Source organism: Brevundimonas abyssalis TAR-001 (genome assembly GCF_000466985.1).
In the GTDB taxonomy this organism is placed as follows: Bacteria; Pseudomonadota; Alphaproteobacteria; order Caulobacterales; family Caulobacteraceae; genus Brevundimonas; species Brevundimonas abyssalis.
This window is the reverse complement of record NZ_BATC01000003.1, coordinates 1-13,975: the sequence shown is the minus strand read 5'-3', so window position 1 is coordinate 13,975 and position 13,975 is coordinate 1. Positions and strand designations below refer to the sequence as shown.

12 protein-coding genes and 1 pseudogene are annotated in these 13,975 nt (G+C 68.1%); 10 read left to right on the top strand and 3 right to left on the bottom strand.

The features are described 5' to 3' along the window. The first annotated feature begins 54 nt into the window (after window positions 1-54). The 5 genes and pseudogenes from rpsT to gyrB all read left to right on the top strand — a co-directional run bounded on the left by rpsT (window position 55) and on the right by gyrB (window position 7,153). Entirely contained in the window at window positions 55-324 is a 270-nt protein-coding gene (rpsT, locus tag MBEBAB_RS01250; protein WP_021696100.1) for a 30S ribosomal protein S20, read from the top strand. Between the two features lie 425 nt (window positions 325-749). Beyond that, window positions 750-2,177, top strand: coding sequence for a chromosomal replication initiator protein DnaA (gene dnaA / locus MBEBAB_RS01245; RefSeq protein WP_021696099.1), 1,428 nt, complete (start codon window positions 750-752; stop codon window positions 2,175-2,177). Window positions 2,178-2,297: 120 nt separating this feature from the next. Beyond that, window positions 2,298-3,416: a DNA polymerase III subunit beta gene (gene dnaN / locus MBEBAB_RS01240; protein WP_021696098.1), complete on the top strand. Its 1,119-nt coding sequence runs from the start codon at window positions 2,298-2,300 to the stop codon at window positions 3,414-3,416. A gap of 136 nt (window positions 3,417-3,552) precedes the next feature. After that, the gene (gene recF, locus MBEBAB_RS01235) at window positions 3,553-4,725 is read left to right on the top strand and encodes a DNA replication/repair protein RecF (protein WP_021696097.1); all 1,173 of its coding nucleotides are present in this window, start codon (window positions 3,553-3,555) and stop codon (window positions 4,723-4,725) included. Beyond that, window positions 4,726-7,153: pseudogene (gene gyrB / locus MBEBAB_RS01230) on the top strand (DNA topoisomerase (ATP-hydrolyzing) subunit B). Window positions 7,154-7,157: 4 nt separating this feature from the next. On the opposite strand, the gene nth reads toward gyrB, so the two are convergent. Next, a complete protein-coding gene (gene nth, locus MBEBAB_RS01225; protein ID WP_021696095.1) occupies window positions 7,158-7,826 on the bottom strand; it encodes an endonuclease III in 669 nt (222 codons plus the stop codon). A 67-nt stretch (window positions 7,827-7,893) separates the two neighbouring features. On the opposite strand from nth, the gene MBEBAB_RS01220 reads away from it, so the two are divergent. Then, the gene (locus MBEBAB_RS01220) at window positions 7,894-8,613 is read left to right on the top strand and encodes a hypothetical protein (protein ID WP_021696094.1); all 720 of its coding nucleotides are present in this window, start codon (window positions 7,894-7,896) and stop codon (window positions 8,611-8,613) included. Here the strand turns inward: MBEBAB_RS01220 and acs are convergent. Then, a complete protein-coding gene (acs, locus tag MBEBAB_RS01215) occupies window positions 8,594-10,528 on the bottom strand; it encodes an acetate--CoA ligase (protein WP_021696093.1) in 1,935 nt (644 codons plus the stop codon). The two genes, MBEBAB_RS01220 and acs, sit on opposite strands and share 20 nt — an antisense overlap. A 110-nt stretch (window positions 10,529-10,638) precedes the next feature. On the opposite strand from acs, the gene MBEBAB_RS01210 reads away from it, so the two are divergent. The 4 genes from MBEBAB_RS01210 to MBEBAB_RS01200 all read left to right on the top strand — a co-directional run bounded on the left by MBEBAB_RS01210 (window position 10,639) and on the right by MBEBAB_RS01200 (window position 13,268). Continuing rightward, entirely contained in the window at window positions 10,639-11,388 is a 750-nt protein-coding gene (locus tag MBEBAB_RS01210) for a creatininase family protein (RefSeq protein WP_021696092.1), read from the top strand. 76 nt (window positions 11,389-11,464) lie between these two features. Then, complete coding sequence (locus MBEBAB_RS01205) at window positions 11,465-11,902, top strand: hypothetical protein (protein ID WP_021696091.1); 438 nt, start codon at window positions 11,465-11,467, stop codon at window positions 11,900-11,902. Next, window positions 11,902-12,285, top strand: a complete 384-nt coding sequence (locus MBEBAB_RS17025) for a zinc-binding metallopeptidase family protein (protein ID WP_242397015.1) — start codon at window positions 11,902-11,904, stop codon at window positions 12,283-12,285. Before MBEBAB_RS01205 ends, MBEBAB_RS17025 begins: the two co-directional genes overlap by 1 nt. Continuing rightward, on the top strand, window positions 12,228-13,268 hold the full coding sequence (locus tag MBEBAB_RS01200) for a M28 family metallopeptidase (protein ID WP_242397014.1): 1,041 nt from the start codon (window positions 12,228-12,230) through the stop codon (window positions 13,266-13,268). Before MBEBAB_RS17025 ends, MBEBAB_RS01200 begins: the two co-directional genes overlap by 58 nt. On the opposite strand, the gene MBEBAB_RS01195 is transcribed toward MBEBAB_RS01200, so the two are convergent. Then, window positions 13,262-13,975 (bottom strand): amidohydrolase family protein (locus tag MBEBAB_RS01195; RefSeq protein ID WP_045318636.1); only part of this gene is annotated, 714 nt, incomplete at its 5' end. The two genes, MBEBAB_RS01200 and MBEBAB_RS01195, sit on opposite strands and share 7 nt — an antisense overlap.

The following is a 13,975-nucleotide window of genomic DNA, read 5'->3' as shown; positions in this document are numbered from 1 at the left end:
TTTCCACGCCGTGGAGAAGTGCTCCGCGGCGTTTTCCGTTCGAAGGTTTGACTGATGGCCAACAACCCCGGCGCCAAGAAGGCGATCCGCAAGATCGCCGCCCGGACTGAAGTGAACACGGCTCGCCGCAGCCGCGTTCGCACTTTCCTGAAGAAGTTTGACGCCGCGATCGCCGGCGGTGACGTCGAGGCTGCCAAGACGGCCTTCCTCGACGCCCAGTCGGAACTGATGCGGGCGGTGTCCAAAGGCGTGTTCCACAAGAACACCGGCGCCCGGAAGGTGTCGCGTCTGCACGCTCAGCTGAAGAAGCTGGCCGCAGCCTGACTTGCGGCCCGTCACAGGGCCGTCACAGTAAATATCAAAGCATTTCAACGGCGAAGGGGATTTGTCTCCTTCGTCGTTTTGCCGTGTGCGGCTAAGTTGAAATAAAAAAAGTCCGCACCCGCCGGTGCTGCGGATCATCCGTTTCTCCAAGCGGGCGAGGCGCTTAGCGGAGTCAAACAATTTATCCGCATCCGGGTCCGCGAATCAGCGTTGACGGCGCCCTCGCTGGGCGTAAGTTTTGGGGCCTAACGCACTTCCATCCCAACACGGATGAAGACGGCGCGGGACCCTGTTCCGCGTCGGCGGGAGAAGTCCGTCTGCGAGGCCGACCCCACCGCCGGAACCCCTGTTCCGGCGGCCAGGAGAAGTCGTCCCGGAGATCAGGCGGGCTTTGTGACTGGTGAACTGAAAGAGGTGGGCAACCCATGGCGGGCAGCGCGGCGGAACAGAGACTGACGGATCCGGAACGGATCTGGGACGAAGCGGCGACGCGCCTGCGCGCCGAGATCGGCGAGGGTCCGTTCAGTTCGTACATCGCGCCGTCGGCGGTTCGGGCTGACGCCTCGGGTCGGCTGGTGCTGGTGACGCCCACCGCCTATGCGCGGGACTGGGTTCGCAGGAACGCCCTGCGCCGCATGAACGAGCTGTGGCTGGGCCTGGACGGTCTGTCGCGCCGGCTGGACGTGCGCTGCCGGGCCGAGTTCGGCTCGCCCGCCCCGGCCATCTCGGGCTCCGCCTCCCAGACCCAGACGCCGGCGGCGCATCCCCGCGCCACGGTCGCGCCGGTGGCCGACGGGCCGCGCGCCGTGCGGGCCGCGGGCCTGCAGGACCGCCTGACTTTCGACGCCTTCGTGGAAGGCCCGGGCAACGCCTTCGCCCTGGCCATCGCCAAACAGACCGCCAGCTGGGCCGAGGGGCATTTCAACCCGGTGTTCCTGTGCGGCCCCTACGGCCACGGCAAGACCCACCTGCTGAACGCCATCGCCTGGGAGGCGCAGCGCCTGCGCCCCAACGCCAAGGTGATCTACCTGACCGCCGAGCGGTTCCTGTCCACCTTCGTGCGCGCCGTCCAGGACCGCCAGACCGCGGCCTTCAAGGAAAGCCTGCGCTCGGCCGACATGCTGCTGCTGGACGACGTCCAGTTTGTGGGCGGCAAGAGCTCGACCCAGGAAGAGCTGCTGAACACCCTGACCGCCCTGATCGAGGACGGGAAGCGCGTGGTCATGGCCGGCGACAAGCCGCCCACGGCCATGACCGACATCGAGCCGCGTCTGCGCTCCCACCTGGCCGCAGGCCTGACCTGTCCGGTCGAACCCGCCGACCGCATGGTCAAGCTGGCGGTGGCCAGAAAGCGGTTTGAGGCCCTGGGCCGTCTGGGCCTGGTGTCCGGCGAGGCGCGTCCCGAGGTTCTGGAGCAACTGGTGGACCGCACCCCGGGATCGGTGCGCGAACTGGAGGGCGCGGTGAACACCCTGGCAGCCTCCGCCGGGCAGCGTCTGGCCGAACTGACGGCGGACGAGGCCTCGGTGCTGCTGGGCGCCGCCCTGCGCGGCGGGCCCGAGCGCCGCATCACCGTGGACGAGATCCAGAAGACGGTGGCCGAGCACTTCAACCTGAAGCAGGCGGATCTGCTGAGCGAACGGCGCACGCGCATCATCGCCCGCCCCCGCCAGATCGCCATGTACCTGTGCAAGCAGCTGACCACGCGCAGCTATCCCGACATCGGCCGCCGCTTCGGCGGGCGGGACCACACCACGGTCCTGCACGGGGTGCGCCGCATCGAGGAGATGATGCCCGCGGACGACCAGATCGCCCGCGATGTGGAGACCCTGACCCGCAAGCTGCGGGGATAAGGCGACGCCGGTCTGTGGAGCGCCCGTTTCCCCTGTTGAAGCGGGCGCGCAAGCCGCTAATGTCCAAGGCCCACAATTGCAGCGGCGGCGGTTGAGTCGTCGTCATCCGGGCGAGACCAAATGCAGCTGACGATCGAACGCGCGGCGCTCCTGAAGGCCCTTGGCCACGTGCAGAGCGTCGTCGAACGACGCAACACCATCCCCATCCTGTCCAACGTCCTGCTGTCCGCGGGCCGGGACCGGTTGAGCTTCGCGGCCACCGACCTGGACATGGAGATGGTGGATGAGGCCGAGGCCATGGTGCACACCGAGGGCCAGATCACGGCCCCGGCCCACACCCTGTACGAAATCGTGCGCAAGCTGCCGGAAGGCGCCGAGGTGTCGCTGCTGTACTCCGGCGACGACCCCCGTCTGGTGGTCCAGGCCGGCCGGTCCAAGTTCAACCTGCCGGTGCTGCCGGCCGGGGACTTCCCGGTCATGTCCGCCGATAGCGCCGGGGCCCGGTTCAGCCTGCTCAAGGAAGATCTGGTCCGTCTGATCGACAAGACCCGCTTCGCCGTCTCCACCGAAGAGACGCGCTACTATCTGAACGGCCTGTATCTGCACACCGTGTCCGAGGGCGGACAGGCGCTGCTGCGCGCCGTCGCCACCGACGGCCATCGTCTGGCCCTGGCCGAGACCCCGGCGCCGGAAGGCGCGGCGGGCGGCCCCGGCGTGATCGTGCCACGCAAGACCATCGATCAGGTGCGCCGCCTGCTGGACGACGGCTCCGGCCCGGTGGAGGTGCAGGTCAGCGCCCAGAAGATCCGCTTCGAATTCGGCCAGGCCAGCCTGACCTCCAAGGTCATCGACGGTTCGTTCCCCGACTATCTGCGGGTCATTCCCAAGGGCAACGACAAACGCGCCGACATCGACAACGCCGTGTTCGCCCAGGCCGTGGACCGGGTCTCCACCATCTCGGCCGAGAAGAGCCGCTCGGTGAAGCTGGGCCTGGACAACGACCGGGTCACCCTGACCGTGCGCAACATGGAAGCGGGACAAGGCGTGGAGGAGGTTGAGATCGGCTACAGCGACGAGCCGTTCGAGATCGGCTTCAACGCCCGCTACCTGCTGGACGTGGCCGGCCAGATCGAGGGCGAGACCGCCACCTACATGTTCGCCGACCCGGCCAGCCCGACCCTGGTGCTCGATCCGGGCGATCCGGGCGTGCAGTACGTGCTGATGCCGCTGAGGGTGTGATTCTGAGTGGCGAGCGGCGAGTGGCGAGTGGTGAGAAGGCTAGACTGACCGCTTTGGGGTGGTTGCGCTTAGACCTCCTGAACCTGCGCTGGCCCGTCTCGCCACTCGCCACGCGCCACGCGCCACCGATCACACAGTGATCACCGCCCTCACCCTCACCGATTTCCGCTCATACGCCAGCGCGACCTTGCGCGTGGGGTCAGGCCCCATCGTGCTCCATGGGCCCAACGGGGCGGGCAAGACCAATCTGCTGGAGGCGGTGAGCCTGCTGACGCCGGGGCGGGGGCTGCGCGGGGCGCCGGTGGCCGAGCTGGGGCGGCGCGAGCCGGGCGAGGCCGGGGGCCGCGCCTGGGCCGTTGCGGCGGTGCTGGCGGGGGCGGATGGCGATGAGGTTCGGCTGGGCACGGGAGTGCAGGCCCCGGGGGCGTCGCGGCGCATCGTGCGCATCGACAGCGAGACCGCCCAGCCGGGGCGGATGCTGGATTATCTGCGGCCCGTGTGGGCCACGCCCGAGCATGACCGGCTGTTCTCGGACAGCCGGGCCGAGCGGCTCAAATTCTTCGACCGGCTGGTGTTCGCCGCCGACCCCGGCCACGCCGCCAGCGTCTCGGCCTATGAGAAAGCCCTGCGCGAACGGCTGCGCCTGCTGACCGAGGCGGCCGAGGGCAAGCGGCCCGCCGATCCCGCCTGGCTGGACGCACTGGAGGCCCGCCTGGGCGAACAGGGCGCCGCCGCCGCCATGGCCCGCGCCCGCGCCCTGGGCGACCTGCAGGCGGGCATCGACGCGCGCGGCGACCGCCCCTTCCCCCAGGCCGATCTGGGCCTGACCGGCGAGGCCGAGCAAAGCGCCGCCATGGGCGGGGAGACCGCTGAAATCGCAGCCGGAATCGTCGCCGGCATGAAGGCGTCCAGGGCCCGCGATTCGGCCTCAGGACGCTCGCTTTTCGGTCCTCATCGGTCGGATCTGACCGCCATTCACCGGGAAAAGAACCGCCCGGCGGCCGAAGGCTCCTCCGGAGAGCAGAAGGCCTTGGTTCTGAACCTTATTCTGGCGCAGGTCGCGCGGCTGAAAACCATGCCGGAAGGCCCGGAATCACTGGCCAATTCAGGCGCAAACCCTGTATTGTTGCTGGACGAAGCGCCGGCGCACCTGGATAGCCGCCGACGCGCCGCCCTGTTCGAGGAGATCGTGGCGCTGGACCTTCAGGCTTTCCTGACCGGCACCGACGAAACGCTCTTCTCTGACCTTCACGGGCGAGGCCGGTTCGTGCGCGTCGACGCAGGAACGCTCGCCCCATCGGATGACTGAATGACCGACCAGAACCGCACCCCGGACACCGCCGAGGAAGCCGCCTACGGCGCAGAATCCATCAAGGTGCTGAAAGGGCTCGACGCCGTCCGCAAGCGTCCGGGCATGTACATCGGCGACACCGACGACGGCTCGGGCCTGCACCACATGGTCTATGAGGTGGTGGACAACGCCATCGACGAGGCCCTGGCCGGTCACGCCGACCTGGTGCAGGTGATCCTGAACGCCGACGGCTCGGTGACCGTCACCGACAACGGGCGCGGCATTCCCACCGACATCCACGAGGGTGAGGGCGTGTCCGCCGCCGAGGTCATCATGACCCAGCTGCACGCGGGCGGAAAGTTCGACCAGAATTCCTACAAGGTCTCCGGCGCCTGCACGGCGTGGGCGTGTCGGTGGTCAACGCCCTGTCCGACTGGCTCGAGCTGGTCATCTACCGCAACGGCAAGAAGCATCAGATGCGCTTCGAACGGGGCGACACGGTCAAGGCGCTGGAAGTGGTGGGCGACGCGCCCATGCGCGAGAACGGCAAGGTCCTGACAGGCACCGAACTGACCTTCTATCCGTCGGTGACCACCTTCAGCCACATCGACTTCGACCTGAAGACCCTGGAGCACCGCCTGCGTGAGCTGGCGTTCCTGAACTCGGGCGTGGTCATCAAGCTGGCCGATCACCGCGGCGCGGAGCCGTTCGAGGAGATCCTGCACTACGAGGGCGGGGTCGAGGCCTTCGTGCGCCACCTGGACAAGTCCAAGTCTCCGATCCTGAAGGACGTCATCGTCATCCGGGGCAAGAAGGAGAACATCGAGATCGACCTGGCCCTGTGGTGGAACGACAGCTACCACGAGACCATGCTGTGCTTCACCAACAACATCCCCCAGCGGGATGGAGGCACCCACCTTTCGGCCTTCCGCGCCAGCCTGACGCGGGTCATGGGCGCCTATATCGAGAGCTCCGGCATCGCGAAGAAGGAGAAGGTCTCCGTCACCGGCGAGGACGCGCGCGAGGGTCTGACCTGCGTGCTGTCGGTCAAGGTGCCGGACCCGAAATTCTCCAGCCAGACCAAGGACAAGCTGGTCTCGTCCGAGGTGCGCCCGGCAGTGGAGGCCCTGTGCTCGGACGGCCTGTCCACCTGGTTCGAGGAGCACCCGACCGAGGCCCGGATGGTGGTCTCCAAGATCGTCGAGGCGGCCGTCGCGCGCGAGGCGGCGCGCAAGGCCCGCGACCTGACCCGGCGCAAGTCCGCGCTCGAGATCAGCTCCCTGCCCGGCAAGCTGGCCGACTGTCAGGAGCGTGACCCCGCCAAATCGGAACTGTTCATCGTCGAGGGTGATTCCGCCGGCGGCTCGGCCAAGCAGGCGCGCAACCGCGAGAACCAGGCCGTCCTGCCCCTGCGCGGCAAGATCCTGAACGTGGAACGGGCCCGGTTTGACCGGATGCTGTCCAGCGAGCTGATCGGCACCCTGATCCTGGCCTTGGGCACCGGCATCGGGCGCGACGACTTCAACATCGAGAAGCTGCGCTACCACAAGATCATCATCATGACCGACGCCGACGTGGACGGCGCCCACATCCGCACCCTGCTGCTGACCTTCTTCTACCGGCAGATGCCGGAGCTGATCGAGAAGGGCCACATCTTCATCGCCCAGCCGCCCCTCTACAAGGTGTCCAAGGGCAAGCAGTCCCGCTACCTCAAGGACGAGTCCGAGATGGACGCCTATCTGATCGAGGAAGGGTCGGACGGCGCCGAGCTGGACTTCGCCGGCGGCGAGCGCCGCACCGGCATGGACCTGCAAGGCCTGGTGCGCGAGGCCAAGGCCTTCAAGGGGCTGGTGGACCGGCTGGCGACCCGCGCCCCCGCCTTCGCCATTGAGCAGGCGGCCCTGTCGGGCCTGTTCACGGCGGAAGGCGGCGATCTCGCCTATGCGGCGCGCCATCTGGACCTCTACGCCGAGGAGGGCGATGGTCCTTGGTCCGGCGAGAAGGGGGAACAGGGCGCCTGGTGTTCAGCCGCACGCGCCGCGCCGTGGCCGAGCAGATCGTGCTTGAGGAATCCCTCACCCGCTCGCTGGACGCGCGACGCCTCGGCGAGCGCGCCGCCGCCTTCGACGGTCTGTTCCGCGAGCCGGCGACGTTCCGGCGCAAGGACAAGTCCACCACCATCCGGGGACCGCTCGACCTGCTGACCACCGTGCTGGACGCGGGCAAGAAGGGGCTGTCGATCCAGCGCTACAAGGGCCTGGGCGAGATGAACCCCGAGCAGCTGTGGGAAACCACCTTGGACGACAACGCCCGCACCCTTCTCAAGGTGCAGGTGGACCACGCCGACGACGCTGACGACCTGTTCGCCAAGCTGATGGGCGATGTGGTGGAGCCGCGCCGCGAGTTCATCCAGAGCAACGCCCTGGACGCGGCGGTGGACGTCTGATCGATCAGGCGCGGGCCGCCATCAGGTCGGGCCGCGCCGGGCACAGGTCCGAGATGACGCAGGCCTCGCATTTGGGACGGCGCGCCACGCAGGTGTAGCGACCGTGCAGGATCAGCCAGTGGTGGGCCTTGGGCAGCCAGTGCTCCGGGACCACCTGATGCAGCTGGGCCTCCACCTTGTCCGGCGTATTGGCGTTGGCCAGACCCAGGCGGTGGGAGACGCGGAACACATGGGTGTCCACCGCGATGGCCGGCTCGATCCCCAGCTCGTTCAGCACCACCGAGGCGGTCTTTCGCCCCACGCCGGGCAGGGCCTGCAGGTCGGCGCGGTTCAGCGGCACCTCGCCGCCGTGCCGCTCGATCAGGATCTGCGACATGGCGATCAGGTTCTTCGCCTTGTTCCGGTACAGGCCGATGGAGGCGATGTAGGGGGTCAGGCCCTCGACCCCCAAGGCGGCCATCTTCTGCGGCGTGTCGGCCACCGCGAACAGCGCGGTTGTGGCCTTGTTCACCCCCACGTCCGTGGCCTGGGCCGACAGGGCCACGGCAGAGACGAGGGTGAAGGGATTGGTGAAGTTCAGCTCGGTCTTCGGCTCGGGCATCACCCGCGCCAGACGGGCGAAGATCTCCTCCACCCGGTCGGGGTCGGGCGGGAAGCGTGAGACGGAAACCATGCTCCTTCATCCCGCGTGACAAGGATTTGAACAAGGGTCTTAATGGTCCAAACGGGGAGAGACGTTCATGAAATCCGCCATTGCCTTGATCGCCGCACTCGCCCTGCTGGCCCCGCTTCCGGCGACGGGGCAGGACTACGGCGAGGTGGACGAGATCGTCGTCACCGGTTCGCGCCTCGCGGGTTGGGGGCCTGAAGAGGTGCCCCAGGTGCGGCTGACCCGGCGGGCGGACAATCTGGTCATTCAGGTGCAGGTGATCTGCGACACGCGCGACCCCGCCCAACGGCGAGCCGAGCTGCTGGAGACCCTGAGAAACATGGCGCGGGCGGCGGCTTATCGGGACGACATCGATCTCAGCACCGGATCGGACATCCTCTCAGCCTTCGACGAAACCATGGCGGGCGGACTGACCATCGGCGTCGACCGCACGCGCGCCGACACCAGCGTGGTCACCCTGACGATCAAGACACCCGTCCGCGCCGAGGACACTCTGGATGCCGCCACGGCGCGCATAGAGCGCTTTGTGGCGCAGACCCCCAAGGCCGGACGCACCGAAATCATCACCTCGGGCGACTGGCAGCTCACTCTTATCGGCCCCGACCGGTATCGCGCCGAGATCCTTGCCGCCATCGCGGCTGACGCCCGTCGCACCGCCGAAGCCTTCGGAGATCGCTATGCGGTGCAAGTGGAGGGCCTCGCCCACCGCGTGACCTGGACCCAGTCCGGGCCGCTCGATCTGTCGCTATTCATTCCCTACCAATTGACGGTCACCCCGGCCGGTTCCTGACCAGATCGTCCACCACCGAAGGATCGGCGAGGGTGGAGGTGTCGCCCAGGGCGCTGGTCTCGTTCTCGGCGATCTTGCGCAGGATGCGCCGCATGATCTTGCCCGAGCGGGTCTTGGGCAGGCCGGGGGCCCACTGGATCACGTCGGGGCTGGCGATGGGGCCGATCTCGGCGCGGACGTGGGTGACCAGCGCCTTGCGCAGATCCTCGGACGGCTCCTGATCCGCCTTGAGGGTCACATAGGCCCAGACGCCCTGACCCTTGATGTCGTGGGGATAGCCCACCACCGCAGCCTCCGACACCGCCGGGTGGGACACAAGCGCGCTCTCGATCTCGGCGGTGCCCAGACGGTGGCCGGAGACGTTGAGCACATCGTCGATGCGCCCGGTGATCCAGTAGTAGCCGTCCGCGTCGCGCCGGGCCCCGTCGCCGGTGAAATATTTGCCGGGGAAGGTGGTGAAATAGGTCTCGATGAAGCGGTTGTGGTCGCCGTAGACGGTGCGCATCTGGCCCGGCCAGGATTCGGTGATGCACAGCGGCCCCTCGGCCGCCCCCTGCAGGATGTCGCCTTCATTTGTGACGATGGCGGGCATGACGCCGGGCAGGGGCTTGGTGGCCGAGCCGGGCTTGAGCTCTGTGACGCCGGGCAACGGGCTGATCAGGATGCCGCCGGTCTCGGTCTGCCACCAGGTGTCCACGACGGGGCAGCGGCCGTCGCCGACGACCCGGTGATACCACAGCCAGGCCTCGGGATTGATGGGCTCGCCCACCGACCCCAGCAGGCGCAGGGACGAACGGTCGGAATTCGTCACCCAGTCGTCGCCCTCGCGCATCAGGGCGCGAAGGGCGGTGGGGGCGGTGTAGAAGATGTTGACCTTGTGCTTGTCCACCACCTGCCAGCAGCGCCCGGCATCGGGCCAGGTGGGCACGCCCTCGAACACCAGGGTCGTCGCGCCGTTGGCGAGGGGTCCATAGACGATGTAGCTGTGCCCCGTGACCCAGCCCACGTCGGCGGTGCACCAGTAGATGTCGCCGGGTTTGTAGTCGAACACCAGCTCGTGGGTGTAGGCGGCCCAGGCCAGATAGCCGCCGGTGGTGTGCAGCACGCCCTTGGGTTTTCCGGTGGAGCCGGAGGTGTAGAGGATGAACAGCGGATCCTCCGCGTTCATGGGCTCGGGCGCGCATTCGGTGGACGCGGCCTCGCGCACGTCCTCATAGACCACGTCGCGGCCCTCGGTCAGCGGCACGTCGGCGCCGGTCCAGCGGATCATCAGCACCTTGTCGACAGCGACCTTCTCCAGCGCCTTGTCCACATTGGCCTTGAGCGGGATGCGCTTGCCGCCGCGCTTGCCCTCGTCGGCGGTGATGACGATGGTCGAGCCGCAGTCCTCGATCCGGCCGCCCAGGCTGTCCGGCGAGAAGCCGCCGAACACCACCGAGTGCACCGCGCCGATGCGGGCGCAGGCCAGCATAGCCACCGCCGCAAGCGGGATCATGGGCATGTACAGGGTGATGCGGTCGCCCTTTTTCGCGCCCAGGTCCTTGAGCACATTGGCCATGCGGCACACCTCGGCGTGCAGCTCGGCATAGGTCATCCTGCCGTCGACGGAGGGGTCGTCGCCCTCGAACAGGATGGCGGTCTGGTCGGCGCGGTCGGGCAGGTGCCGGTCGATACAGTTGACGCTGGCGTTCAGCTCGCCGTCGGCGAACCAGCGGATGCGGAAATCCTGCCGGTCGAAGCTGACGTCCTTCACCTCGGTGAAGGGCCTGGACCAGTCCAGCCGCTCGCCCACTCCGCGCCAGAACCCTTGCGGATCGCGCGCCGCGCTCTCGACCGTACGGGCATAGGCTTCGGCGTCCATGTGGGCGGCTTGCGCGATGTGGTCCGGAACGGGAATGCGGGTCTGGTCGGTCATGTGGGGCTCCGTTTGGGGAGGATCGCGTCTTGGCGGCGCCGGTGAAACAGGCGTATGCGCTGGGCGTCCGCTTGCCAAGCGGACCACTGTCCCAAAGTTCGGAGTTCCTCATGCTGATCCACCTGTCGTCCTGGCCCGAGATCGACGCGCGCCTGAAGGCGACGAAGACCGTGGTCGTGCCGATCGGCTCCAATGAGCAGCACGGGCCCACGGGCCTGTTGGGCACCGACTGGCTGTGCCCCGAGATCATCGCCCATGCGGCGGAGACCCAGGACGACGGCCTGGTGGTGGCGCCCACCTTCAACATCGGCATGGCCCAGCACCACCTGGCGTTCGCGGGCACCATATCCCTGCGGCCCTCCACCTTCATGGCGGCCATCACCGACTGGGTCTCGTCGCTGACGCGGCACGGCTTTGAGCGCATCTATTTCCTGAACGGCCACGGCGGCAACGTCGCCACCATCGAGGCGACCTTCTCCGAGATCTACGCCGAATGGTCGTTCGTGGAGGAGCGCCCGCCCTTCGCCCTGAAGCTGGTCAACTGGTGGGATCTGCCGGGGGTGCACCGGCTGTGCACCGAGATCTTCCCCAAGGGGCACGGCATGCACGCCACCCCGTCGGAGATCGCCGTGACCCAGGCCGCCTATCCCGACCGCATCAAGACGGCGGATTATTCGCCGCAGATCGCGCCCGTGGGGCCGATCCGCGACGCCCTGGATTATCGGGCGCGGTTCCCGGACGGCCGCATTGGCTCGGACCCGGCCCAGGCGTCGCCCGAGAAGGGCCAGCGCATCATCGATGCGGCGGTCCCGGCTCTGCTGGCCGATGTGAAGGCGTTCTCCGGCGAGGTGGCGCCCTGAGCCGCCGCTTGCATGGCGGCGGCGTCGGTCTAGGCTTGCGGGCATGAAATCCAGAACCCCCCCGAGCCCCTCCGACATGAACGACCGCATGATGCGCGAGGCGGGGAGCGTGATCCACCGGCGGCTGGAGATCATGGCCGAGGCCGTGTGCGACCCCGCCGGCGCCGACCTGACCGAATTGGCCCTGATGAGCGACGAGAAGCTCGCCGCCTTTCAGGCCGTCTCCGAGCGCGCAACGGCCGGCGCGGGGGTCGTGGCGGGGCGAGTGGCCGACGCCTGGGCGGTCGAGACCGACGCCGCCTCTCGCGCCATGGAGCAGGTCATGACGGCGCCGGACGCGGCGCAGGCGGCGGTCATCCAGACCCAGTGGGCGCTTGGATGCTGGACACGCGCGACCGAAAGAGCCCTGACGCTGAACGCCGACTGGGCGCGGATGCAGACCTATGTCCTGGCACCAGTGCACAGCACCGTTAGCGCCAACGCAAGACGCCTGAAAACGAAGGAGAAACGCTGATGCGCGCACTGTTCACCGCCTTGGCGATCGCGGCCCTGCCGACCGCCGCCATGGCCCAGACGCCGCCGCCCGCGGAAATCCCCGCCCTCCATGACATCGCCGTGGCGCCCTCGCCGGAACGCATTGAGGCCGACATCGCCACCCTGGTCGGCTTCGGCACCCGGCACACCCTGTCGGAAACGGAGTCGGATACACGCGGCATCGGCGCGGCCCGGCGCTGGATCCATGCGGAGTTCGAACGCATCTCGGCGGCCTGCGGCGGCTGTCTTGAGGTGATGTATGTCTCAGACACGGTCACGGCGCCCGCATCCCCGAGCCTGCCGAGGTGGTCAGCGTCATCGCCATCCAGCGCGGGACCGCCGACCCGAACCGCTATGTGCTGATGAGCGGCGACATCGACAGCCGCGTCACCGACGTACTGAACGCCACGGACGACTCTCCCGGCGCCAACGACAACGCCTCGGGCGTGGCCGGCACGCTGGAGGCCGCACGGGTTCTGACCCGACACCGCTTCCCCGCCACCATCGTCTATGCCGCTCTGGCCGGCGAGGAGCAGGGCCTGTTCGGCGGCCAGATCCTGGCGGCCCACGCCCAGCGCGAGGGCTGGCGGCTACAGGCGGTGCTGAACAACGACATGATCGGCAATTCGGCGGGCATCAACGGGGTGGTGGACAACACCACCGCCCGGGTCTTCGCCGAAGGCACCCGCATGACCGAAACCGCCCAGGAAGCGACCCAGCGTCGCTTCACCGGCGGCGAGGTGGACAGCCCCTCGCGCAACCTGGCCCGCTACATCGAGCGGATTGGCGAGCAGTATGTGCCCAACCTGGACGTGATGATGGTCTATCGTCTGGACCGCTTCGGGCGCGGCGGTCACCACCGTCCGTTCAATGATCTGGGATACCCCGGCGTGCGGATCATGGAGACCAACGAGCACTATGACCGTCAGCACCAGGACCTGAGGAATGAGGACGGCCGCCACTACGGCGACACCCTGGCGTATGTGGACTTCGACTACGCCGCCAAGCTGACCGGCCTGAACGCCGTGGCCCTGGCCGGCATGGCCTGGGCCCCGCCACCGCCCGCAGACGTCCAGATCGAGGGCGCGGTCAGCCCGGACACCACCCTGCGGTGGACCCGTCCGACCGACGCCCAGGCCCCCGAGCTGGCCGGCTACCGCATCTACTGGCGGCTGACCACAGAGCCCCAGTGGACCCACAGCCGCTGGGTCGGGGACGTGACCGAGTTCACGCTGGAGAACGTAGTCATCGACAACTATTTCTTCGGCGTGGCGGCGGTGGCGGACAACGGGGCGGAAAGCCCCGTGGTGTTCCCCGGCGCGGCGGGCAGCTTCGGCGGCTACTGATCGGCCAGCAGCGTCTCCGGATCATGGAGCGCACCGTCCGAGAGCACCGCACGCACCTGTATCAGGGCGTTCAGGTCCGTCGCCGGGTCGGCTGAGAGGAACACGATGTCCGCTTCCTGACCCACGGCCAGGGCGCCGGTGCGGTCCGCGATGCCCAACGTGCGCGCCGCATTCGAGGTGGCCATGCGCAGGATGTCCCAGGCGGGAATTCCCGCCGCGTGATGCAGGACCGCCTCGCGCGCCATGCTCCGTCCCGGCGCGATGAAGGGATTGGCCATGTCCGTGCCCAGGGTCAGCGGCACGCCCGCCTCGTGCATGCGGCGGGTCAGCTCCAGCACCTTGGGCCACACCGCCCGGGCGCGCGCATAGTCCTCGGCGGTCCAGCCCAGATCAAAGCGGAAGACCTCGCTCCAGTTCGCCTGCATGTCCGGATGGAACAGGTCTGCGTCCCGGGCGAGGAAGGCCGCATCGTCACCCCGGAAGGCCGCTTCAAAAGCCACCAGCGTGGCGTCAACATGAACCTGTTCACGCGCCAACGTCCGGATCATGGTTTCGATTTCCGGTGCGTCCAGATCGACGGCCTCGTACCATTCGAAGAAGGCGAACGCGCCCTGCCTGCGGCTCGCCACATAGGCCTCGCGGCGATCCGGCGGCAGCAGGTCGGGGCTGACCGGCATCATGTGCACCAGGGCGTCCACGCCCAGGTC

What these genes read in the sequence shown, in the direction of transcription:
- rpsT (WP_021696100.1), top strand. Translation starts at nt 55, where the DNA reads ATGGCCAACAACCCCGGCGCCAAGAAGGCGATCCGCAAGATCGCCGCC.
- dnaA (WP_021696099.1), top strand. Translation starts at nt 750, where the DNA reads ATGGCGGGCAGCGCGGCGGAACAGAGACTGACGGATCCGGAACGGATC.
- dnaN (WP_021696098.1), top strand. Translation starts at nt 2,298, where the DNA reads ATGCAGCTGACGATCGAACGCGCGGCGCTCCTGAAGGCCCTTGGCCAC.
- nth (WP_021696095.1), bottom strand. Translation starts at nt 7,826, where the DNA reads ATGGTTTCCGTCTCACGCTTCCCGCCCGACCCCGACCGGGTGGAGGAG.
- MBEBAB_RS01220 (WP_021696094.1), top strand. Translation starts at nt 7,894, where the DNA reads ATGAAATCCGCCATTGCCTTGATCGCCGCACTCGCCCTGCTGGCCCCG.
- acs (WP_021696093.1), bottom strand. Translation starts at nt 10,528, where the DNA reads ATGACCGACCAGACCCGCATTCCCGTTCCGGACCACATCGCGCAAGCC.
- MBEBAB_RS01210 (WP_021696092.1), top strand. Translation starts at nt 10,639, where the DNA reads ATGCTGATCCACCTGTCGTCCTGGCCCGAGATCGACGCGCGCCTGAAG.
- MBEBAB_RS01205 (WP_021696091.1), top strand. Translation starts at nt 11,465, where the DNA reads ATGAACGACCGCATGATGCGCGAGGCGGGGAGCGTGATCCACCGGCGG.
- MBEBAB_RS17025 (WP_242397015.1), top strand. Translation starts at nt 11,902, where the DNA reads ATGCGCGCACTGTTCACCGCCTTGGCGATCGCGGCCCTGCCGACCGCC.